Source organism: Corynebacterium sp. HMSC05D03 (assembly GCF_001807205.1).
GTDB lineage: Bacteria > Actinomycetota > Actinomycetes > Mycobacteriales > Mycobacteriaceae > Corynebacterium > Corynebacterium aurimucosum.
The window spans coordinates 163,246-183,062 of record NZ_KV788168.1 but is presented as its reverse complement, the minus strand read 5'-3'; the positions used below and the strand labels follow the sequence as shown (position 1 = coordinate 183,062).

The 19,817-nt window shown below is 60.4% G+C and carries 19 protein-coding genes and 2 tRNA genes; 8 read left to right on the top strand and 13 right to left on the bottom strand.

The genetic code is table 11. The features are described from left to right. Positions 1-5 precede the first annotated feature (5 nt). From HMPREF3147_RS03275 to HMPREF3147_RS12505, 3 genes are all read left to right on the top strand, one after another. Positions 6-78: transfer RNA gene (locus tag HMPREF3147_RS03275), tRNA-Ala, on the top strand. A 375-nt stretch (positions 79-453) separates the two neighbouring features. Beyond that, on the top strand, positions 454-1,467 hold the full coding sequence (locus HMPREF3147_RS03270; protein ID WP_118790703.1) for a DNA cytosine methyltransferase: 1,014 nt from the start codon (positions 454-456) through the stop codon (positions 1,465-1,467). Positions 1,468-1,469: 2 nt separating this feature from the next. After that, complete coding sequence (locus HMPREF3147_RS12505) at positions 1,470-2,354, top strand: NgoMIV family type II restriction endonuclease (RefSeq protein ID WP_083276418.1); 885 nt, start codon at positions 1,470-1,472, stop codon at positions 2,352-2,354. Between the two features lie 86 nt (positions 2,355-2,440). On the opposite strand, the gene HMPREF3147_RS03260 is transcribed toward HMPREF3147_RS12505, so the two are convergent. Further along, positions 2,441-3,301 (bottom strand): polysaccharide deacetylase family protein, encoded by an 861-nt coding sequence (locus HMPREF3147_RS03260; RefSeq protein WP_070444496.1) that lies wholly within the window; start codon positions 3,299-3,301, stop codon positions 2,441-2,443. 170 nt (positions 3,302-3,471) lie between these two features. Between HMPREF3147_RS03260 and HMPREF3147_RS03255 the strand changes: the two genes are divergently transcribed. After that, positions 3,472-3,544: transfer RNA gene (locus HMPREF3147_RS03255), tRNA-Ala, on the top strand. Between the two features lie 47 nt (positions 3,545-3,591). Here the strand turns inward: HMPREF3147_RS03255 and HMPREF3147_RS03250 are convergent. From HMPREF3147_RS03250 to HMPREF3147_RS03230, 5 genes are all read right to left on the bottom strand, one after another. After that, positions 3,592-4,083 carry a GNAT family N-acetyltransferase gene (locus tag HMPREF3147_RS03250; protein WP_070444494.1) on the bottom strand — a complete coding sequence of 164 codons (492 nt, stop codon included), beginning with the start codon at positions 4,081-4,083 and terminating at the stop codon, positions 3,592-3,594. Positions 4,084-4,106: 23 nt separating this feature from the next. Next, entirely contained in the window at positions 4,107-5,900 is a 1,794-nt protein-coding gene (locus HMPREF3147_RS03245) for an ABC transporter ATP-binding protein (protein WP_070444492.1), read from the bottom strand. Continuing rightward, positions 5,897-7,471 carry an ABC transporter transmembrane domain-containing protein gene (locus HMPREF3147_RS03240; protein ID WP_070444490.1) on the bottom strand — a complete coding sequence of 525 codons (1,575 nt, stop codon included), beginning with the start codon at positions 7,469-7,471 and terminating at the stop codon, positions 5,897-5,899. Before HMPREF3147_RS03240 ends, HMPREF3147_RS03245 begins: the two co-directional genes overlap by 4 nt. Before the next feature lie 71 nt (positions 7,472-7,542). After that, on the bottom strand, positions 7,543-7,746 hold the full coding sequence (locus HMPREF3147_RS03235; RefSeq protein WP_070444488.1) for a hypothetical protein: 204 nt from the start codon (positions 7,744-7,746) through the stop codon (positions 7,543-7,545). Between the two features lie 168 nt (positions 7,747-7,914). Further along, positions 7,915-8,790 carry a hypothetical protein gene (locus HMPREF3147_RS03230; RefSeq protein WP_070444486.1) on the bottom strand — a complete coding sequence of 292 codons (876 nt, stop codon included), beginning with the start codon at positions 8,788-8,790 and terminating at the stop codon, positions 7,915-7,917. A 338-nt stretch (positions 8,791-9,128) separates the two neighbouring features. On the opposite strand from HMPREF3147_RS03230, the gene HMPREF3147_RS03225 reads away from it, so the two are divergent. Both HMPREF3147_RS03225 and metE read left to right on the top strand, forming a co-directional pair. Continuing rightward, on the top strand, positions 9,129-10,052 hold the full coding sequence (locus tag HMPREF3147_RS03225) for a methylenetetrahydrofolate reductase (RefSeq protein WP_070444484.1): 924 nt from the start codon (positions 9,129-9,131) through the stop codon (positions 10,050-10,052). Beyond that, a complete protein-coding gene (gene metE, locus HMPREF3147_RS03220; protein ID WP_070444482.1) occupies positions 10,049-12,313 on the top strand; it encodes a 5-methyltetrahydropteroyltriglutamate--homocysteine S-methyltransferase in 2,265 nt (754 codons plus the stop codon). The genes HMPREF3147_RS03225 and metE overlap by 4 nt, the downstream gene beginning before the upstream one ends. Before the next feature lie 16 nt (positions 12,314-12,329). Here the strand turns inward: metE and HMPREF3147_RS03215 are convergent, their stop codons facing one another. Continuing rightward, positions 12,330-12,968: an HAD family hydrolase gene (locus tag HMPREF3147_RS03215; protein WP_070444480.1), complete on the bottom strand. Its 639-nt coding sequence runs from the start codon at positions 12,966-12,968 to the stop codon at positions 12,330-12,332. Between the two features lie 69 nt (positions 12,969-13,037). Between HMPREF3147_RS03215 and HMPREF3147_RS03210 the strand changes: the two genes are divergently transcribed. Beyond that, on the top strand, positions 13,038-13,568 hold the full coding sequence (locus tag HMPREF3147_RS03210; RefSeq protein WP_070444478.1) for a peptidylprolyl isomerase: 531 nt from the start codon (positions 13,038-13,040) through the stop codon (positions 13,566-13,568). Positions 13,569-13,639: 71 nt separating this feature from the next. Next, the gene (locus tag HMPREF3147_RS03205) at positions 13,640-14,284 is read left to right on the top strand and encodes a rhomboid family intramembrane serine protease (RefSeq protein ID WP_070444476.1); all 645 of its coding nucleotides are present in this window, start codon (positions 13,640-13,642) and stop codon (positions 14,282-14,284) included. Between the two features lie 934 nt (positions 14,285-15,218). Here HMPREF3147_RS03205 and HMPREF3147_RS12500 read toward each other — a convergent pair. The 6 genes from HMPREF3147_RS12500 to pknB form a co-directional block, all read right to left on the bottom strand. Continuing rightward, a complete protein-coding gene (locus HMPREF3147_RS12500) occupies positions 15,219-15,464 on the bottom strand; it encodes a ribbon-helix-helix domain-containing protein (RefSeq protein ID WP_083276417.1) in 246 nt (81 codons plus the stop codon). Positions 15,465-15,515: 51 nt separating this feature from the next. Next, complete coding sequence (locus HMPREF3147_RS03200; protein ID WP_070444474.1) at positions 15,516-16,169, bottom strand: response regulator transcription factor; 654 nt, start codon at positions 16,167-16,169, stop codon at positions 15,516-15,518. Positions 16,170-16,178: 9 nt separating this feature from the next. Further along, positions 16,179-16,388 carry a hypothetical protein gene (locus HMPREF3147_RS03195; protein ID WP_070444472.1) on the bottom strand — a complete coding sequence of 70 codons (210 nt, stop codon included), beginning with the start codon at positions 16,386-16,388 and terminating at the stop codon, positions 16,179-16,181. A gap of 51 nt (positions 16,389-16,439) precedes the next feature. Then, positions 16,440-17,516: a sensor histidine kinase gene (locus HMPREF3147_RS03190; protein WP_070444470.1), complete on the bottom strand. Its 1,077-nt coding sequence runs from the start codon at positions 17,514-17,516 to the stop codon at positions 16,440-16,442. A 15-nt stretch (positions 17,517-17,531) separates the two neighbouring features. Further along, positions 17,532-17,807, bottom strand: a complete 276-nt coding sequence (crgA, locus tag HMPREF3147_RS03185; protein ID WP_010188168.1) for a cell division protein CrgA — start codon at positions 17,805-17,807, stop codon at positions 17,532-17,534. Between the two features lie 68 nt (positions 17,808-17,875). Continuing rightward, a complete protein-coding gene (pknB, locus tag HMPREF3147_RS03180) occupies positions 17,876-19,816 on the bottom strand; it encodes a Stk1 family PASTA domain-containing Ser/Thr kinase (RefSeq protein WP_070444468.1) in 1,941 nt (646 codons plus the stop codon). Between the last annotated feature and the right edge of the window lies 1 nt (position 19,817).

Below are 19,817 nucleotides of genomic sequence, written 5' to 3'. Positions count from 1 at the left end.
ACAATGGGGCATTAGCTCAATTGGTAGAGCATCTGCTTTGCAAGCAGAAGGTCAGGAGTTCGATTCTCCTATGCTCCACAGCATAAGTGGAAGGCGCTCGGCGGAAACGCTGGGCGCCTCTTGCGTTGGCTCCTTGACCCTAGGGGGGTTAGGTCGGGTTAACCGCTTAAGGGACATTTCGTGTGGCTCGATGGGCTCCGGGATAAGCAGGCTTCGCCACCATATGCCGGAGACTCTCTCGAGCAGCCGGCTGGGTGAGCAAGGGGAAGAAAAGAACCCTAGAGCCGTTTATATGAATCGAGGGCTGCTGACCTTTGCTTCGCGAGTTTGGCATGAGCAGCGAGCTACCAATTGCTCCAGCACCCATCTTAATTCAAACATGCGTTCGACCTCCTTGCCTTATTCGTGTCATTGCTCTCTTGAAGGTCCGGTGGGCTATGTACAATCAGCGGCGTGCATAACTCGTTAACTTCTGTTGAAATCTGCGCTGGCGCCGGCGGTCAAGCTTTGGGTCTCGAAAACGCTGGTTTTGAGCATTTGGTTGCAGTAGAGATCGACGAGTTTGCCGTTCAAACCCTTCGCGTTAACCGACCGCATTGGAATGTTGTTGAAGCAGATGTCCTCGAATTCGATCCTGAGCCTTATGTAGGAGCGGATCTCTTTGCTGGTGGTGTCCCATGCCCACCCTTCTCTATCGCAGGACAGCAACTTGGTGAAGACGATGAACGTGACCTCTTTCCCCGCGCTTTGGAAATGATCAAGCAGATAGATCCACGCGCTGTAATGCTGGAAAACGTTAAGGGCCTAGGGCAAAAGCGGTTTGAAGAATATCGTGCTCGCATCATCACTCGTCTGGAGCAAATGGGGTACAGCGTCTTTTGGAAGCTGCTTCAAGCTGCTGACTATGGAGTTCCCCAGCTTCGGCCGCGGTTTATTCTGGTCGCAGTCAAAGAAGAATACGCTCCCTACTTCTTCTGGCCGCCAGCGAACTGGCAATGGAAGACCGTGGGCGAAGCTTTAGAAATACTTATGGGACAAAATGGTTGGACAGGTGCCGCAGAGTGGGCTAAAAAGGCGAACAAGGTAGCGCCAACTCTGGTTGGAGGGTCCAAGAAGCACGGCGGCCCCGATGTTGGACCCACAAGAGCCAAAGCTGCTTGGAAAGAACTCGGAGTAAAAGGAACTTCAATTGCCGAGACTGCTCCTGAAGAAGATTTCCCAACTAACCTCGACAAGGACTTACCACGTCTCACTGTTCAGATGGGCGGCGTGATTCAGGGATTCCCTCAAAACTGGATTTGGCAGGGGAAGAAGACCGCGCAATGGCGGCAGGTCGGTAATGCTTTCCCACCCCCTGTGGCTGAGGCCGTCGGCTCGCGGATCGCTGCGGCATTAAATAAAGAACCACTACCTGATGGTGTTTACGCTGCTGAACCAACTCGCGTACCAGATTCACTAAGGTTCTAACTATGACTCAACCAGCCTTAATTACAGCTACACGTAAACAGTTTCACCAGCAATTAATTGATTCGGGTGTGTTGGCTCTCACTGACACGCCAAGTGGAGAAAGGATCGCTTCCAATGCTGATAGAGGTCAGCGCGCCAGTAAAGTACTTTCGGCACACATTGCGCGTCAGCTCAATGTTCCTTTAGTTCAAGGTAAGGGCGCCGGACAATCGACGGGGGCAAATTTTGAAAAAGCTGTGCAAACGTTCCTAGCAGCGACATTTCCTTATATGCAAACAGTTCGTCCCGGGGATTGGATGGTTCAAAATTTAGGTAACTCTAGACGTCAAGACCATCTTGCCCGTTATGAGCCGTATCGTCACTTGGCTGAACTTGCCGAAGCCGTAAAGCAGCATCCGGAACTTGGCGCTGCGCTCGGAAATAGCTACGTCATATCTCCTGATGTTGTAGTTATCCGCAGTGCAGCCTCCGATAATGTTATTAACGCAGACTTGCCGATTGTTGATAAAGAACAAGCACTGCTGTCCCCTTTCCGTGCTTCCAACGGTGAAACACCCGGATTCATACATGCCGTGGTCTCTTGCAAGTTCACTATGCGCTCAGACCGCTCCCAGAACACCCGCTCTGAAGCTTTAAACCTAATACGCAATCGCAAAGGCCGAGCACCCCACATTGTTGCTGTGACTGCTGAACCAACAATGAGCCGTATTGCGTCCTTGGCGCTCGGCACAGGTGATGTAGACATGGTCTACCACGTAATGCTGCCTGAACTTCAACAAGCAGTCTCAGAGGTAGGTTCAGACGATGCTAAGGAACTCATGCGCACCTTGTTAGAAGGTAATCGACTGAGAGACATCGCGGATCTACCTTTAGACTTAGCTGTTTAAAGCTACCAAATCTTACCTAGCAGCTAAGGGGCAAGTGAACCGCATACTGCTGACGGCTTGAGTTACCTAATTGGCTGTTTCGTGCACTATCGCCTGAAGTACTGCCTTCCCGCCTGGGGATTGGGGATGAGGCGGTCGAGGCTTACAGGCTCGAGGCCCTTCGCACGTAGCCCGTCGATGACGCAGTCTGCGGCTCCTACGGTCGTGGTGTGGATGTCGTGCATGAGGACGATGGAGCCGGCCTGTGCGCCGTTGACTGCGGCCTCGCAGACGTGCTCAGAATTGCGGTCCTTCCAATCCACGGTGTCGACGGACCACAGGGCCTGTGCCTGGCCATTAGCCTTCGCAGCGGCCTCCACGGTGCCGTTGGTGGCACCGTACGGGGGACGCATCCAGCGAGGGTTCTCACCCGTCGCTGCCTTGATGGCGGCGGCACCGGCCTTGATTTCGCCGTCCACGTCGCTGGGGGAGAGCTTGTTGAGCTCACGGTGGGTTGCGGTGTGGTTTCCCACGGTGTGGCCCTCAGCCTTCATGCGGCGTAGCAGCTCCGGGTGCGTGGAGGCGCTGGGGGCTAAAACCATGAAGCTGGCGTGGGCGTCCTTGGCCTTCAGGGTATCGAGGAGCTGAGCAGTCAATTCACCAGGCCCATCGTCATAGGTGATGGCCACGCAGTTGGAACAGGTGGAATCAGCAACCGACTGCGACTGCTGTTTGCCGGTCGGCGCGGGCTTCCCAGCCGGCCGCGAGGAGCCTGCAAAGACTGGGCTGCTCTGAAGCTCCTTGGGAAGAGCATCGTAGGCGTCCTGTTCTAGTCGTTGAATGTCCTTCTGGACGTCGGGGAGTTGGGGGAGTGCGGGAAACTCCGCTGCCGCAGTAGCGGTGCCAGGCAGGGCCGTGGCTGCCGCAAGGGCGATGAGGGAGCGAACAAGAACACTTTTTCGGCGCATGACAACCTTCCACAGACTTTTTCAGACCCCTTATTGTCTGCCCAGTGAAGGTGGATTATCCCTAGTGACACGCAACTAAAGTGAAAGAAATTAACTCCTGAGGTTTTGCTAGACCCGTCCAGGGGGTGATTTCGCTGCTTCTACTGGGAGGAGTACGCTCTACAGGTATTGGGGCATTAGCTCAGTTGGTAGAGCGTTGCGTTCGCAATGCAAAGGTCAGGGGTTCGATTCCCCTATGCTCCACAGGGCGCTCACATGGTGAGCGCCCTTTAGCTTTGCCGGGGGTTGACTTATTCGGCGGCCTTGAAGCGCTTGACCAGGATGATGTGGCCATCGCTTTCGCCCACCGGCTCGAAGCCAAGGTGCAGGTAGAGACGGTGGGCGCGGTCATTATCTTTAGCCACCGACAGTGAGATACCCGGGGCGCCCATCTCGCGGGCGAGTTCGGTGGCGGCGTCGATAAGCAGGGTGCCTACTCCCTGGCTGCGGAAGCGAGGTTCCACGGCTAGGGCGAGCTCCGGGATGCCTTCAATAACGTGGCCAAAACCATGGCGTTGCGCCGTTCCCCAGTTCAGCCACACGCCACCGGCAGGGACGTGGCCCTCCCAGGCGATGAAACCTCCACGGGAAGGCTCCCAACTGCCGAGGTAGTAGTCAAAGCCTTCCTCGAAGCCCGCAGGAAGCTCCTTGTGCTCATCGCCAAAGGTATCGGCGAGAAAGTTAATACGGGCCAGGTAGGTACGGTCAGCTTCAGTGAGCGAAAGAAGATGCATAGTTTCCATGGTAGGACGCGGCGCCGAACTACCTACTTCCCATGCTCCCACTGGGCATAGGCCGAGGCATAGCGCCCGCCCAGATCGATGAGCTCGGTGTGGGTGCCATCCTCGACGATCTGACCCTGTTCCATGACGATGATGCGGTCGGCCTCGCGGGCTTGGTCCAGGCGGTGGGCAACGACGAGCGCGGTGCGGCCCTTGGTCACTGCCTTGGCTGCGCTTTCGAGCACTTCCGCGTGCTCGGAACCGGCCTCGGAAGTCGCCTCATCCATGATGAGCACCGGCGGCTGGCGCAGAATCATGCGAGCCAGAGAAAGCTGCTGCTCGGCCTCCGCACCGATCTCCTCGTTCCCGGCGCCAATCTTCGTATCCAGGCCCTGAGGCAGCCACCGCGAATGCTCATCTAAGCCCACGGTGTTAAGCGCCTGCCATAGCTCCTCATCGCTGGCGTCAGGTTTGGCCAGCAACAGATCCTCGCGCAAGGTGCCGGAGAAGAGATGGACCTCTTGGGTAATGAGCGCGACGTGCTCTGTAATCCACGTGTTCGGCACGGTGGCGGTATCGATGCCATCGAGGCTGATGCTCCCCGCCGAAGGGTACTGTAGGCCCGCCACGAGGGCGGCGAGCGTGGACTTACCCGCACCGGACGTACCCACCAGGGCAGTGGTGGTGCCGGCGGTGAGGGTGAGGGAGACGTCGTCAAGCACGGGCGCCCCACCGGGATAGGAATAGGAAAGGTGATCAATGGTGATGGCCGGCGCGGAGGTGAGCCGGGGCGTGTCCTTGAGGTCTGGAGCGCCAGCGTTGTTCTCCAGGGTCGCCAGCGCCACCGCGCGGCCGAGAGACGTCACGGAATGCTGGATCTCGCCGGCGAAAAAGAGGATGTTGAAGACGTGGATCTCCAGCCGCATCACCAGCAGCACCGCGGCGGTGGCCTCACCGGGGGTCAACCATTCCCACATCACCATGGGCACGGACATGAGGACCGATCCCAAGAGCAACACCGCAAAGGCCAGGGCGCCTTGGCCCAGGATGCGGTTGATCAGCGGAACCTTATCACCCCAGGCCTGCACCGTGTCCCAGGAATGGCGCTCCATGCGTGCATGGGCCCAGTCCTTCAGGGAGAACTGGCGGAGGGTCTCCAATGCACGGATGGTGTCCAGCAGGACGTTGTTGCGGTAGGCCTCCACCGAGGACACCTCGTTGGCTACGGCGGGGATATCGCGCATGGTGCCGCGGATGAAGGGATAGAGCAGACAACTCACCGCGATGAAGAGGAGGGCATAGGCGGGGTGGATGAAGACCATCATGAGCGCGGTCAGCGGCAGCATGAAGAGTGTGAGTACGAGGCGATCACCCATCATGGAGATCGTCATGACCACGGTGTCGATGTCCTTGGACAGGCGCGTAATGATGTTGCCGGTGCCCAATTCCATGACGGCTGGCACGGGAGCACCGAGGGTGGAATCCAGCGCTGAGGTGCGCAGATCCACCGAGAGCCGGCGGGTAGTGGAGGTAACCAGGTAGCGGCCCACGGTGCGGCCAGTGACCTCCACGAGGTAGCCCACGGCGATAATAACCAGCGCGCCCACCATGGCTGCGCGGCCCGTACCCAGGACGGGGACCTCCACGCCCTGGATGATATCGACGACGCGCCCGAGCACCTGGGAGACCAGGTTCATCATGATGACCGTAACGGTAAACAGGCCGAAGAAAAGGGCGATGCCAAGCCGGCTGGGCGCACTGGGCAGGGTCTTCAGAAAACGGAGACACTCCCGCGGGGAGGCAGGTGCTAGGGCATCCGCGCGATCCTGCTGACTCATAGTTCCACCACCTCATCGGCGTTGGCTGCCCACGTGGAGGCGGATGTAATGATCACGGTGATCTCGCCAGCGCGCAGCTCACGCACGCGCTTGGCGACGTCCGCCAGGGTCAACGAATCCAGCCCCGTCGTGGGGTTGTCCAGCACGAGAACTTCCGGGTCCACAGCGAGAGCGCGGGCCAGCGCGACGCGCTGGCGCTGGCCGCCGGAGAGGTTGAGGCCGGCCTCACCGATGGGCGCGGTGGGCAGCTCGCCGTTGGGCCCAAGCCCACCGAGGCGGATAACAATATCCTCGCAGGCGGAGGCGTGGAGGGCGGCGTGAAGCTGTGTGGTGTTGACAGTGCGCAGCGGATCAACGTTGTCCTGCAGGGTGCCCTCCAACACGGAGATGCGGTGCGGTGGGCACAAGGCACCCTGCTCATGGAGGTAGCGCACCCAGGAATCCACAGTGTTGCGCCCCTCGTTGGTGATGGGCATCCACACGTGTAAGCCGGGGGAGAGGTCGATGGGCGCGCCGGCGGCCTCGGTGGTGTTGGAAGAAAGCTGACCGAGCAGTTCGCCAACGCGCTCCACCGAGGCCCGAGCCCGCGCCCAGTTTTCAGTGAGCAGGCCCAGAGAGACACCTAATGCTGTGAGCGCGGGCGGGACGAGCATGGTAATCGCCATCATCCCTCCGGGGGCGATGCGTCCCTCGAAGGTTTCCCAGGAGGTCCAGGCAAGAATGCCCACGGCAAAGGACGCGGGAACCATCTGGCGCAGCCAGGCCATGAGGGCGGAAAGCTTGGCCTCGCGGAGCATGGCACCCAAGGAGTCCTGGGCGGCGTCGGAAAAGCGTTGGCGGGAAATCTCCTTGGCGCCGAGGCCCTTAATCACGCGTGAACCTTGCGCAAAGTCCGTGGCGAGTGACAACGCGGTGTTCTCCAGCTGGCGGCGGCGCGCGGCAATCTTAGTCAGCGGCTTCGTGGTGGCCCAGGAGGCTAGCGCGGTGGCGAGCGCGCCAACCAGCAGTACAGCTGAGACCTGCCAGGAAATCGGGGCGAGGCTGACCACTGCGCCTAAGAGGTAGCCCACCATGACCAGTGGGAAGTTGAGGATCTGCTTGAGCTGGCCAATGTAGTGCGAATCCTCATCCATCGTGTTGAGTAGCCGGCCGGGGCTTATGCCTGCGGTAGAAGCGGCCAGCAGCTTATCCAGCAGGTTCAGTCGCAGCGTATGCGTGGTGCGGGCCTGACTCAGATCAGTAAACGCATCTGCCGTGGCCTCGCAGATATAGGCGATGAAGAGGAGGATCGCCGTGGCCGCAAGCGGCAGGGCTACGGTGCGCCAGGAGGGATCGGAAAAGGCATACTGCGTGGTCTGGCCGATGATGACGGAGACTAACGCCCCCAGCGGGGCGTTGATGAGGGTGGCAACGAAGATGCCGATAACGCCGGTGCGCTGGGCACCAAGCAGCCGCCACGTGGCGGTGCCGGGCCGGGAGAAGTCGGTGGTCTCAGTGAGGGAGACCTCCCCGGAAGGGGGTTCATCGGGGAGGTACCACGACCACGTCCTCATGCGGGGGTAGTGAGTCATAAGAACTCATCCTATAGCGCACAACGCATGAGGGAGTGATTCAGATTACGCTTAATGAATCACTGGGGGGCTTAAGCCAGGTGATAGTTCTCCACGTCATAGCCGTTGAATTCACGGTCGACGCCATAGTCATCGATGGAGCTAAACTGCGTGCCGTTTTCGATGGCAAAACGTAGGTTATCTACGCGGGTGGACGGATCGCCGCTCACGGCACCTGCGGGAAAATAAAAGGTCTCCCCGCTCTTGAGCTTGACTACGAGCGACTCAAAGCTCATGCCTGATCTCCTTGGCTGCTGTTGATAGGGCTTCCCGCGCAAAACAGCGCGCGGGCACCGATCTATGAGGATCGATGCCGATTAGCCTTCAATTCAAGCAGGTCGGGCGCGCGGGGGCAAAGAAGTGAGATCAAAACAACGAAACGCGCACCCCCAAGGATGGGGGGGTTAGTTCTCGTCCTCGGTCTGGAGGCGGTGCTTGCCTTCGGACTCATGGTCATCAGTGATGCGGGAGGTGTCAGCATCCTCCTTGTCGGCGTTGCTGACCTCGATCTCCGTCTCGACGGCGTCCTGAATAGCGGTTTCTTCCTCGCGGTGCTTGGCCAGCTGCTCATCCAGCGAGCCCAGCAGCTCTTCGTCGCGCTCGACGACGCCCTCCTCAGCCAAGTCGGAGCCATGCGTGGCATCGTCCTCGGTGGTGGAGGTGTAGACCAAGGTGGAGCCCTGCGGCGCGGACGGGGAGGAGAAGTCCTCAACGCGCGGCGGAACGGCGGATTCCTTCTCCTTCTTCTGGGTGAAGAAGTAGTAGATGCCACCGCCGATGGCAGCAATGGCGGCAATGAGCGCGGAGATCAGCCAGATCTTTGAGCCCTTCTTCTTGTCCTTGCCACCGAGGCGGCGGGCCTTCTTCTGCAACTTAGCGCTTTGCTTCTGCGCCTTCTTCTCAGCCTTGGACGCCTTCTTCTTGGCCTGCTTGCGGGCCTTGGAGGCCTTCTTTTCCGCCTGCTTGCGGGTCTTCTTCCACTGCTTGGAGGCCTTATCCTGGGCCTCTGATGCAGCCTCAGAGAGCTTCTCGGTGGTTTCCTCGCTGCGCTCCTTGAGCTGTTCGAGGGTGCGCTCGAGGCGGGCATGCGCGGCCTTGGTTACGGCGCCCGCTTCGCGGCGGGCCTCCGGGAACCACTCGCCATCTCGCTCTTCCATGCGGGCGGCGGCGGTCTCCAGGACGGAGTAGGCCTCACGGGCCTTCTCGTCGCGGCGTTCCTTGAGGCGCTCCACCAGGGCGGAGGTGGCGCTGATGGCGGTGGACAGGGCGGCGGGGTTCATGGGTTTAGGTGCTCCTTTACGTCAATACTGAAGTGACTTTTCGGCGGGGCACTGTATATGCGCGCCCGCGTTAGCGCTGGGTACTCCCTTTCAGCGTAGTGGTGGCGCGCAGGTCCCGCCACCAGATGCGCCAGGTGGCGAGCTGTCCAAAGAAAATAGACAGCTTTGTACGGATGGGCCGGGTTTTTATTCACTAGCGCTATGGGCTAACGGTGCAGCTGACTGGGTTCTAAAGGTATTACCAAAGCAAAAAGCCTTTCGCTCAAAATGGACAGCTTGGTACGTTTTGGGACATCAACATCGAAGATAAACAACGATAACCTGCAGAGGAGGTGAGCATGTCCCCGCGACTTTCCGCATCCGCACCACTAGACCAAATCAGCGAAGATACGCCCAAGGAGCTTAAGCGTACCGCTCTCTCCTTCGAGGTGATCCCGCCGCGTCATGATGCGGACGCTGCAAAGATTGACCGCTTGCTCGCCATGCTCGCCGCGTATAACCCTGATTACATCGCCGTCACCAGCTCCCAGCGCTCTGGGTGGCTGGAGGGAACCGCAGCCTTCATTGAGAAGATCTCACGCGATACAGCGATGCGTCCCTTGGCCCACCTGGCCTGCACCGCCGGCACAGAGGAAGAGCTCGTTGGCTGGATCGACACGCTTGTCGACGCCGGCGTGCGCGGCCTCCTTGCCCTCCGCGGCGACCTTCCGGAGGGCGGCATGCCCGAAGGTCACCTGCCGCACGCCGATTCCCTGGTCCGGCTCATCCGCCGCTGGGAATCCGACCGCGTGGCGCGCTTGGCAGCCGGCCGCTTGGCGGTGGGCGTGGCCTGCTATCCCAACGGCCACGCCGAGTCCGCCACGCCGGACGAGGACATCGACGTCCTTTTGGCCAAGCAGCGCCTCGGCGCAGACTTCGCCATCACCCAGCTTTTCTTCGACGCGGAGGATTACGTCCGCTTTGCCCAGCGCGCCCGGCTGGCAGGTGTGCGCATTCCGCTCATCCCCGGGATCATGCCGATGACGAGCCGCGCTCGGGTGGAGCGAATGTGCCAGCTGTCCGGGTTGGATGGGCCGACCAAGGTCCTCGACCAGCTCGCGGCAGCGACCTCTCCCGAGGAAGAGAAAGAAATCGGCATGCAGATTACGGCCAAGCTGGCGAAGTCGGTGATGAACGCCGGCGCCGACGGGCTGCACATCTACACGCACAACAATCCAGACATCACGACTGACCTGCTACATCGAATTGGAGTCATCCCATGACCGCATCCTTTCCTAAGGCCACGATTGAGGGCTACCCGCGCGTCGGTGCCCACCGCGAGCTCAAGCGCGCGCTGGAATCCTACTGGTCCGGCAAGATCGACGCGGAGACTTTCGAGTCCGCCGCGCACTCCCTGCGCCTTGACACCTATGCCCGCCTCAAGGAGCTGGGCCTCGCTGAGGATTACGCCATCCCGGCCGACGTTGCTTACTACGACCACGTCCTCGAGACCGCGCTGACCGTGGGCGCTGCCCAGGGCGAGAGCCTCGATGATGAGTTCACCCTGGCCCGCGGTAACAAGGACACGGCGCCGCTGGAGATGACCAAGTGGTTCGACACCAACTACCACTACATTGTTCCTGAGATCACCGATGACCAGACCTTTAGCGCCCGTCCGCAGCGCGTGCTGAAGATCGTCGAGGAGGCCCGCGCCGCCGGCCACACTGTGCGCCCAGTCCTCGTCGGCCCGGTGACCCTGCTGGCGCTGTCCAAGCAGGCTGAGGGCGCCACCAAGCAGCCCCTGGACCACCTCGATCAGGCAGTCGAGTCCTACCTCACCGTCCTGGCTGAGCTTTACGACGCCGGCGTTGAATGGATCCAGCTCGCCGAGCCGGCCCTGGTCGCCGACCTCGCCGCCGCTGACGACGCCACCTTGGCCGCCGCACTCAAGAGCGCCTATGGCCGCATCCTGGGCGCGGAGAAGCGCCCGCAGGTTTACCTGACCACGCCCTATGGTTCCCTCAACGCTGGCCTCGACGCCGTCGCCGAGCTGCAGCCGGAAGCAGTCCAGGTGGATCTTTCCGTCGGCACTCTGGCCCTAGACACCTCCTACCTCGAGCGTGTGGCCAAGCTCGCCGAGGTCACCCACCTCTCCGCCGGCCTGGTCGACGGCCGCAACGTCTGGGCCGCCAACCTCCGCGACCTGCGCGAGAAGCTGGAGTCCCTGGGCGCGGATGTCTCCGTGACCACCTCCGTGTCCCTGCAGCACGTGCCGCACACCGTGGAGGCAGAAACCTCCCTGCCGGTGGACGTCGCCACCTGGTTCGCTTTTGCTGATGAGAAGATCCGCGAGGTCGTAGCACTCTCCGCCGGCCCGCTCGATGCCCCAGAGGCTTATGCTCAGGCTGACCGCGCCGTGCGCACCCGCGCCGAGTCCTCCCGCACCCATGACCAGGCAGTACAGGATCGCACTGCGCAGTTGCCGGAGGGCCAGGTTCAGCGCCAGCCGGAGTTCGCTGAGCGCAACAAGGCGCAAGAAGAACTTGGCCTGCCGCAGCTGCCCACCACCACCATCGGCTCCTTCCCGCAGACTGCTGAAATTCGCGCCGCACGCGCCGCACACCGCAAGGGCGAGCTCTCCGATGCCGACTACACCGAGGCACTGCGCAACGAGGTGAAGTCCGTCATCGAGCTGCAGGAGCGCTTGGGCTTGGACGTCCTCGTCCACGGCGAGCCGGAACGCAACGATATGGTGCAGTACTTCGCCGAGCTTCTCGACGGCTTCGTCGTCACCGAGAACGGCTGGGTCCAGTCCTACGGCTCCCGTTGCACCCGTCCGCCAATCGTCGTCGGCGACATCTCCCGCCCGAAGGCCATGACCACCGAGTGGGCCAAGTTCGCGCAGTCCCTGTCCGAGAAGCACGTCAAGGGCATGCTCACCGGCCCGGTGACCATCCTGGCCTGGTCCTTCGTGCGCGATGATGTTCACCAGTCCGTCTCCGCCGACCAGCTCGGCGTGGCGCTGGCCGACGAAGTCCGCGACCTCGAGGAGGCCGGCATTGACATCATCCAGATCGACGAGCCCGCCCTGCGCGAGTTGCTGCCGCTGCGCGAGCAGGACCGCAAGGCTTACCTCGACTGGGCGGTGCGCTCTTTCCGCCTCGTAGCACTCGAGGCCCAGCCGACCACTCAGATCCACACGCACCTCTGTTACTCGGAGTTTGGCCAGATCATCGACGCCGTCGCCGGCCTGGACGCCGACGTCACCTCCATCGAAGCTGCCCGCTCCCGCATGGAACTGCTCGAGGACATCGATGAGAAGTTCCACTCTGAGATCGGCCCGGGCATTTATGACATCCACTCGCCGCGCATCCCGTCCGTGGCGGAGATGGCTGAGCTCATCCGCGCAGCGCTCAAGAACGTGCCGGTCGAGCGCCTCTGGGTTAACCCGGACTGCGGCCTGAAGACCCGTGGTTACGAGGAGACCGAAGCTTCCCTGCGCAACCTGGTCCTCGCCCGTGACGAGGTCCGCGCCAGCCTCTAGGTTTACATCAAGAGATTTAAACGAAGTCCATCGCCGTCAGCTCACTGAGCGCGGCGATGTCTCCGTTTCCGCCCCTATCGAAGTGCAGTGCCTTGAGACCCGCGTCACGGGCGCCTTCGACATCATTGGCCACCGAATCGCCCACCATGAGAGTGGCGCCCGGTTCCACCCTTAAGTGCCGACAAGCTTCGAGGTAGGCCTCTGGGTGCGGCTTCGGGTGGCCCATCTCCACGGTGGGAAAGAGCTCAACGCCTGGCAGGTCGAGCCCGCCCGCCTTGAGCTTGCCCTCCTGCATTTCACGAGCCCCGTTCGTTAAAACGCCCACTTTGAGGCCGCGGGACAGGACGTGCTCGAGGGTAGGGAGGGCGTCATCAAGCGCCTGCCAGTGCTTTTCATACGCGGCCAAATACTTGGCATATTCCGCCAGCGCCTCCTGCTCCGTCATCTCCGGGCGGCCCAGGAACTCGCGGCAGCGCTCCACGCGCTGGCCCTGGTGGGAGACCTCGCCGCGCTCGTAGGCGGCAAACCACTTACGCTCAATCTCGGCGAAGCGCTTGTGGTGCCCGCCCGGCAGCCACTCCTCAACGGCCGCATGCATCGCGGCGGTGTGGTCCATGAGGGTGTCATCGAGATCGAAGAGAATGGCGCGAATCATGCTTGTAACCCTACGCAGATCGCTGACAGCGTCGCGCCGGAACAACGCATTGGTGGAAATTTCCATACAATGGCTGGCATGACTCAGAAGACCGCAACTGCAACGATGCACACCAACTACGGTGACATTGTTATCGACCTGTTCGGTAACCACGCACCGGTAACCGTTGAGAACTTCATCGGCCTGGCTAAGGGCGAGAAGGACTACACCACCCAGAACGCCAAGGGTGAGCAGTCTGGCCCGTTCTACGATGGCGCTATCTTCCACCGCGTCATCGACCAGTTCATGATCCAGGGCGGTGACCCGACTGGCACCGGCCGTGGCGGCCCCGGCTACCAGTTCCAGGATGAGTTCCACCCGGAGCTCCAGTTTGACCGCCCGTTCCTGCTGGCCATGGCGAATGCCGGCCCGGGCACCAACGGCTCCCAGTTCTTCATCACCGTGGCGCCGACCCCGCACCTGAACAACCACCACACCATCTTCGGTGAGGTCACCGATGCGGCTTCTCAGGACGTCGTGTCCAAGATTGCGAAGGTCTCCACCGACCGCATGGACCGTCCGGCTGAGGACGTTGTCATCGAGTCCATCGAGATCGCCTAAGCGTTCTTAACTTTTCATCCGAGCCCGCTGCCACGTGAAGTGGTGGCGGGCTCGTTGTTTTAGGAGTCTGCGTGAAGAACTATCTTCGTTCGGCGCCAGTCACCATGGTGTTCATGGTGCTGTGCATTGGGGCATGGTTGGTCACGGCGATCCAGGCCAAGACCCTGGTTACCCCGTATTACGAAAGCTCCTTGGCTCAGGACTGGACGTTGTGGGGGCCGGATGTGGCCGCAAACCCCTCCATGGTGCTCACGGCTGGATTCATGCATCTCGACGCCGGGCACCTCCTCGTCAACATGGTGATGCTGTTCTTTGTGGGCAGGGAAGTAGAACGCGCCCTGGGTAGCGCGCTGTATGCGGCGGCCTATCTCATCTCCATTGTGGGCTCTTCCGCCGCAGTGCTGTGGATGGATTTCGGCACGCCTACGGTGGGCGCCTCCGGAGCCCTCTTTGCGCTCATGGGTCTACTCATTGGTGTGTACCGCAGCCGCGGTCTTGACCTGCGCGCGCCCATCGTCCTCGTGGTGGCCAACGTTATCTACAGCTTCGTGGCGGAGAATGTCTCCGTGTGGGGGCACTTGGCTGGCTTGCTCACAGGACTGCTGTTGGCACCATTCCTCTTTCGCCAACGTGCGTGGCTGCGGTGGCTGGGGATATGGCTTATTGCTGTCGTGGTAGCCGTGTTAGCGGCGCTGCGAGCTGGGCTTTGGGGATAACTCGGGCGTGTTATCCACCAAAACCTTTGTGCGAAAGAATTCCACATAAGTTATCCACATTGTGGATAACTACATTTTTGTAATTTACCGAACGTGTGCGCCAAGATAACCGCAGATCAGCAGCTTAATCGGTTGTATTCGAAGTTTTTGTGCGGGCTGTGGGAAGCGTGAAAACACTTATCCACAGGGTGTGGAGAAAAGCTGTGGAATTCGTTTTCCACAGAGTTATCCCCACCCTGTGGATAACTTTGTACCCAAGGTGTTAACAGCGCTCCGGTTGCGGGGTGTTTGGCATGTCTTAGGCCGATTTGGTGCGGGAAACCCGACCCCACCGCCGAAAACCACCAGGTAGCAGCGCTAAGAGTAGCGTTGCTCATCTACCCACGGCCTAAGTCGGGTCACAACTCATGGCCTGAGAGCATTGCACGTCTCTTCGCGAAACGGATTACCTTCTTCGTTCCCCTCGCAACATGCAACGTCTGTGTATCTCCATCAACATGCTGGAGGAGTTTGGCAAAAGGCATCTGACAAAAGGTATCAGTCATAAGGCGTCTTCACGGCTGAAAACGCCATTTACTCATTGCAGATGGCGTTTTTTAGACCCAAAGATGTCTTTTGCCAGATGCCTTCTGTAGGACGCCTTCCTGGCTTAGATTGATTTAGTGCGGAACACCCCCACTCCGCCACCGAGAGTCGCCAGGTAGCAGCGTCAAGAGTGGCGTTGCTCACCCACCCGTGGCCTTGGTCGGGTCCCTACCTAACCAAGGTGTTAACCGTGCTCCGGCTGCGGGGTGGGAGGTGACCAAAAATCAGGCAGTTTGTAGTAGAGCCTGACTTTGAGCGCTAGTTGAGCAGAGCGCGGTACTGCTTGTGGGCCTTCATGGAATGAATGATGGCCTCGGTCCCATCGAAACCGAGACGAAGTTTCGCTATTCTAGGTGGCTTTTCTTAGTGCTTCACGGATTGCCTGTGACCTAGACCATCCATGGATTGCGGCATACTTATCCAGGTCCGCAATTTCATTGGGTGAAAGGCGAATAGAGACAATTTTTGCAGCTTTATTGTCGCGGGGCTTCCGCCCCCGAGTACAAAGAGCCTCCACGTCGTAACCCTTTTCGGCTTCCGTTACCCATTCATCAATTTGCTCTTCGCTGATCGGTTGTCCATTGATAGTTTTCACAACCGTAATCGTATTACGAAAAGGGGCTCTGCCGCTAGAGTGCAGTTCGGACTAGGAGCCAGCGCCACCCAGAATTTTGGTCACGAGGTTCAGGCGCGTGCTGGCGCCGAAGATGGTGATGAGGCGTGAGACGTGCTTCTTCACGGCGGATTCCGAATAGTTGGTGGCGGCAGCGATCTCTGAATTCGAGTTGCCGGCGAGGAGGAGCTTGAGGACGGCTATTTCGGCGTCGTGAAGCTCGTGGCTCTCAATGGCGGCGGCGACGGGATCGCGTGGGGTGGAAGGCTCACCGATGTAGTCGACCAAACGGTGCATGGCGGCTGGTGCCACGACGGTGCCACCCTCCACGGCGGCGCGGACCGCCTCAATGATGGAGCGCGGGCGTTGGTTCTTCAAGATATAGCCCGCGCCGCCCGCCCGCAGGATCTTTAGCATCGTGTCATCCGAGTCGAAGGCGGTCACCGCCAAAAACGTCGGGGGATTCGGTCCGGAGTTAAGGTGCTTGAGCAGCGTAATGCCATCCATGTGCGGCATGTGAATATCGGCGAGGACGAGGTCCGGCTTGGCTTCTTCAAGCTGGGCCAAGCAATCCGCGCCATTGGTTGCCTCGCCGACCACCGAGATGTCCTCGGTGGTCTGGAAATAGACGCGGAGCGTCGAGCGAACGAGCTCATCATCATCAACGAGGAAAACCCGAATGCTCATGGCAACAGTTTAGCGGCACCACCAGAGCTGGGGGTTGTTGGAGCAACGGAAGTGGTCGGTGAATTCGCCCGCGAAAGACTTGTAGAAGGTGAATTCGGTGGACTCAGTGCTCTCAGTAGCGGTGTCAACGGTGGTTTCAGCAGGAGCCTCAGCAGCGCTGGCGATTGGCGCGGAAAACAGCGCGAGAGCTGCGGCGGCAACGGCGAGGGAAGAACGCATGTCTACTAACCTTGTGGAATCTAAGAATCGGCGGGTTACCGGGCAAGCTTACTATATTTTTCTTAGGTGGGCAGTGGGAAGAGAAAGGCGTGTGATCCAGTGATCGCCTTCTTTGCCACTGCCGAAGCTGCCGTGCATTCGGCGAACGCGGCGGGCGATTTCCCCCAAACCCAGATTCGTCGTCATGTATTGGCGTGATTGTTGCGCTGCAATCTCGGAAGTGATCACGAGGTCGATGGACTTGGAGCTGCCGGTGGCTTCGATGCTCACACGGGATTCAGGGCGAGCGTACTTGAGGATGTTGATTGCGAGCTCAGAGAACACGAGGGAGAGCTTTTCCGGTAGCGCAAGCTCACCGTTCTTGCCTACATTGATCTGTGCTTCGCAGTGGAAGCCGTGGCTGCTCAGGAAGCTAACCATGGTGTCGAGGTCTTCTTCCAAGGACTTAACTCCCTGAGTCACGCTCTCATTCTTCATCACGCGTAGCAGGTCGCGGACTTCGCCCATGGCTCGGCGGGCGTCGTTAGCAATCGCTTCCGCGGAGTCAGCCGCGGAGGGATCCGTTTGGGTTAACGCCAAGGTTTCGGAGCGCATGACCACGGAGGTCAAGGTCGCAGCCACCGAATCATGAAGGGCGGTCATCAGCGCCTCGCGCTGCTGGGCGGCGCGCTGCTCGGCGGCAAGACGCTGGTCCCGGGTTTTGCGTAGCGCGGCCCCAATGACGATGGACACCGCATACAAGATGAGTGGTGTCGACAGGTTTAACGGGTCGAAATCGGGCAGATAATTAATCGAAGGATCCGTTGTGACGAGGTATGTGTACACCACCGCTGGGGGAAGCGCCCACAGCCAGCGTGTACGAAACGCCACGATGCCCACGATGACGGGGCTCCACGCCAAGAGGAGGAAAGACCGCCAGTCGGGGCACCACATTGCGAGCGCAAAAAGCGCACCGTACCCGCAGGCCGCCGCAAGTGGGCGGCGGATGGCCAGCGGCGTCAGGGAAACGCCGAGGCCGGCAAGTACGAGTGCACCGGGAGTGAGGAAGTTTTTATCCACCGTGACGGTGAGCATCACCAAAATGATGCAGCCAACGCCAGCGATGCTATAGAACCTCGAGGAGCTCATCGGTGGCGATGAAAACTAACGCCAGCCCATCGTCATTAACAGACCGATGATGGCCAGGCCGAAGCCGATGCCGTAATTCCACGGTCCCAGCTCCTGCATGAACGGAATGGACTCACCCGCTAGGTAGTTGACCACCAGCCAGAGCAGGCCGAGGAGCATGAGGCCCAGCATGATGGCGATGTACCACTTCGGGGTTCCCTCAGAGTTGATCTTGACCGGGGTGCGGTTGGTCGCAGAGCTGGAGGACTGCGGGAGTGCGGAGCCCTCCGTCGTGATCTTGGACTTTGGCATTGTTACACCTTCACGAAGAATAGGGGTGGTTAATCTGTGAGATACCTTAGCAGCTGCGGCGTTGAGAGCTACTGCGGCAGCAGTGCTGCCGGGTCAAACTCCCAGAACCGGACGTGGATGGTTTCATCCTTGCGGATGACATCGCCGCGGCTTGCCGACGCCCACCCAATCTTGTCACTATCGATCGGGTTCGACGTTGGGATGCGTTCGCCCACGTCGAGGGAACCGGACCAGCCCTTGGCGCGCAGCGCGGATTCAGCTTCCTGCTGCGTGGAATGCGTAATATCTGGTGCCTGGATGAGCATCGCGTTGGAGACCTCGAGGGTGACCTGGCTGCCCTTGGGTAGCTTCTGGCCCTTCTCGACAACCCTGAGCACCTGGTTCTCCGGCAGCTCAGAATCCACCGAATGCACGGTGACGTCAAAGTCCATGGAGGACAGCATGTCCACTGCGCGATCACGATCCATGCCGCTGACGTCTGGGACGCTGACTTCCTTCTGGCCCTTGGACACTGTGACGCGTACCTTCGAACCCTTGGATAGCTGCGCGCCGCCCGCTGGGTTCTGGGAAATGATCTCGCCCGCGGGTGCCTCATCATTTACCTGCTCCACGTCGGTATTCAGCTCTAAGCCGGCTTCCTCCAGCGCAGTGGTAGCTTCATCCAGCTTCATGCCGGTGAGATCAGGGACCTCGGTGACCTCTTTGCCAGAGGATACTGTCAGCGTGACCGAAGAATTCTTCTGCAGCTCCGATCCTTCCGCCGGGTTGACGCGGATGACCTTGCCGCGCGGCACATCGGGGCTGGGTTCTTCGTTGACGGTCACCAGCAGACCAAGCTTTTCCAGCTCTTCGACCGCTTCATTGCGCGGGCGGTTGGCCACCTTCGGGACAGTGACCATGTTCGCGCGCTGAGCTGCTTCATGCTGCTCCTGTTCGCGCTCGCGGGCCTCTTGGCGGGAGCTATCCCAGAAATCCCAGGCAAAGTAGCCAATGATGGCGATGAGGGAAGCGGCGAGCAAGGCCGCCAGCCACTTCAAGCCCGATCCGGATTCCTCGTCCTCCGAAGGGCGGGTGGAGGCCACCGGCGCACGGTGTTGTGCGGCTACGGGTGCCACCATCGTGGTGGGGTGATCTTCGTCGTTGACGTGGGAGCGCGCCGCCTCCGGCAGCTGGCCCTGCGCCAAACGGTCAAGGTCATCGCCCATCTCCCAGGCGGATTGGTAGCGATCCGCCGGGTGCTTGGCCATTGCCGTGAGCACGACGGCGTCGACGCCAAGGCGCTCTCTCTCCGTGAGCTCTTCGTCGATGAGCTCCGAGGGGGGCGTTGGATCCTCCTGCACGTGCTGGTAGGCCACAGCGAAGGGCGTTTCACCTTCAAACGGGGTGCGCCCAGTGACCGTTTCATACATGACGCAGCCGAGAGCGTAGACGTCGGAGCGGGCGTCGGCAGGCTTGCCACGGGCCTGTTCCGGGGAAAGATACTGCGCGGTACCGATGACAGCAGAGGTTTGCGTCATCGCCGACGTGGAATCATCCAGCGCGCGGGCGATGCCGAAGTCCATGACCTTCACTTGGCCTGTGTTGGTCAGCATGATGTTGGCCGGCTTGATATCGCGGTGGATGATGCCGGCCTCATGGGAGGACTGGAGGGCCTCCGCCACCGGCTTGAGCACGCGCGCGGCTTCCGCCACCGACATGGGGCCGTCTTCGCGGACGATGTCGCGCAAGGTGCGGCCCTGCACGTATTCCATGACGATATACGGCACCATCAGGCCGTCGACGTCCTTTTCGCCGGTATCGAAGACGGCGACGATGTTCGGGTGGTTGAGCTTGCCGGAGTTTTGGGCCTCGCGGCGGAAACGCTCACGGAAGTTAACGTCGCGCGCCATGTCAGGGCGCAGCATCTTGATGGCAACAGTGCGCCCCAAGACGGAGTCTTCGGCCTCGTAGACCTCGGACATGCCGCCGGAGCCGATGGACTGGCGGAGGTGGTACCGATCACTGACCATG

Bases quoted from the DNA above. Each gene is read 5' to 3' on its own strand.
- HMPREF3147_RS03260 (WP_070444496.1), bottom strand. From the start codon at position 3,301: ATGCGCCGAAAAAGTGTTCTTGTTCGCTCCCTCATCGCCCTTGCGGCA.
- HMPREF3147_RS03200 (WP_070444474.1), bottom strand. From the start codon at position 16,169: ATGAGCATTCGGGTTTTCCTCGTTGATGATGATGAGCTCGTTCGCTCG.
- HMPREF3147_RS03245 (WP_070444492.1), bottom strand. From the start codon at position 5,900: ATGAGTCAGCAGGATCGCGCGGATGCCCTAGCACCTGCCTCCCCGCGG.
- HMPREF3147_RS03195 (WP_070444472.1), bottom strand. From the start codon at position 16,388: ATGCGTTCTTCCCTCGCCGTTGCCGCCGCAGCTCTCGCGCTGTTTTCC.
- metE (WP_070444482.1), top strand. From the start codon at position 10,049: ATGACCGCATCCTTTCCTAAGGCCACGATTGAGGGCTACCCGCGCGTC.
- pknB (WP_070444468.1), bottom strand. From the start codon at position 19,816: ATGGTCAGTGATCGGTACCACCTCCGCCAGTCCATCGGCTCCGGCGGC.
- HMPREF3147_RS03235 (WP_070444488.1), bottom strand. From the start codon at position 7,746: ATGAGCTTTGAGTCGCTCGTAGTCAAGCTCAAGAGCGGGGAGACCTTT.
- HMPREF3147_RS03215 (WP_070444480.1), bottom strand. From the start codon at position 12,968: ATGATTCGCGCCATTCTCTTCGATCTCGATGACACCCTCATGGACCAC.
- HMPREF3147_RS03240 (WP_070444490.1), bottom strand. From the start codon at position 7,471: ATGACTCACTACCCCCGCATGAGGACGTGGTCGTGGTACCTCCCCGAT.
- HMPREF3147_RS12505 (WP_083276418.1), top strand. From the start codon at position 1,470: ATGACTCAACCAGCCTTAATTACAGCTACACGTAAACAGTTTCACCAG.
- HMPREF3147_RS03225 (WP_070444484.1), top strand. From the start codon at position 9,129: ATGTCCCCGCGACTTTCCGCATCCGCACCACTAGACCAAATCAGCGAA.
- HMPREF3147_RS03190 (WP_070444470.1), bottom strand. From the start codon at position 17,516: ATGAGCTCCTCGAGGTTCTATAGCATCGCTGGCGTTGGCTGCATCATT.
- crgA (WP_010188168.1), bottom strand. From the start codon at position 17,807: ATGCCAAAGTCCAAGATCACGACGGAGGGCTCCGCACTCCCGCAGTCC.
- HMPREF3147_RS03250 (WP_070444494.1), bottom strand. From the start codon at position 4,083: ATGGAAACTATGCATCTTCTTTCGCTCACTGAAGCTGACCGTACCTAC.
- HMPREF3147_RS03210 (WP_070444478.1), top strand. From the start codon at position 13,038: ATGGCTGGCATGACTCAGAAGACCGCAACTGCAACGATGCACACCAAC.
- HMPREF3147_RS03230 (WP_070444486.1), bottom strand. From the start codon at position 8,790: ATGAACCCCGCCGCCCTGTCCACCGCCATCAGCGCCACCTCCGCCCTG.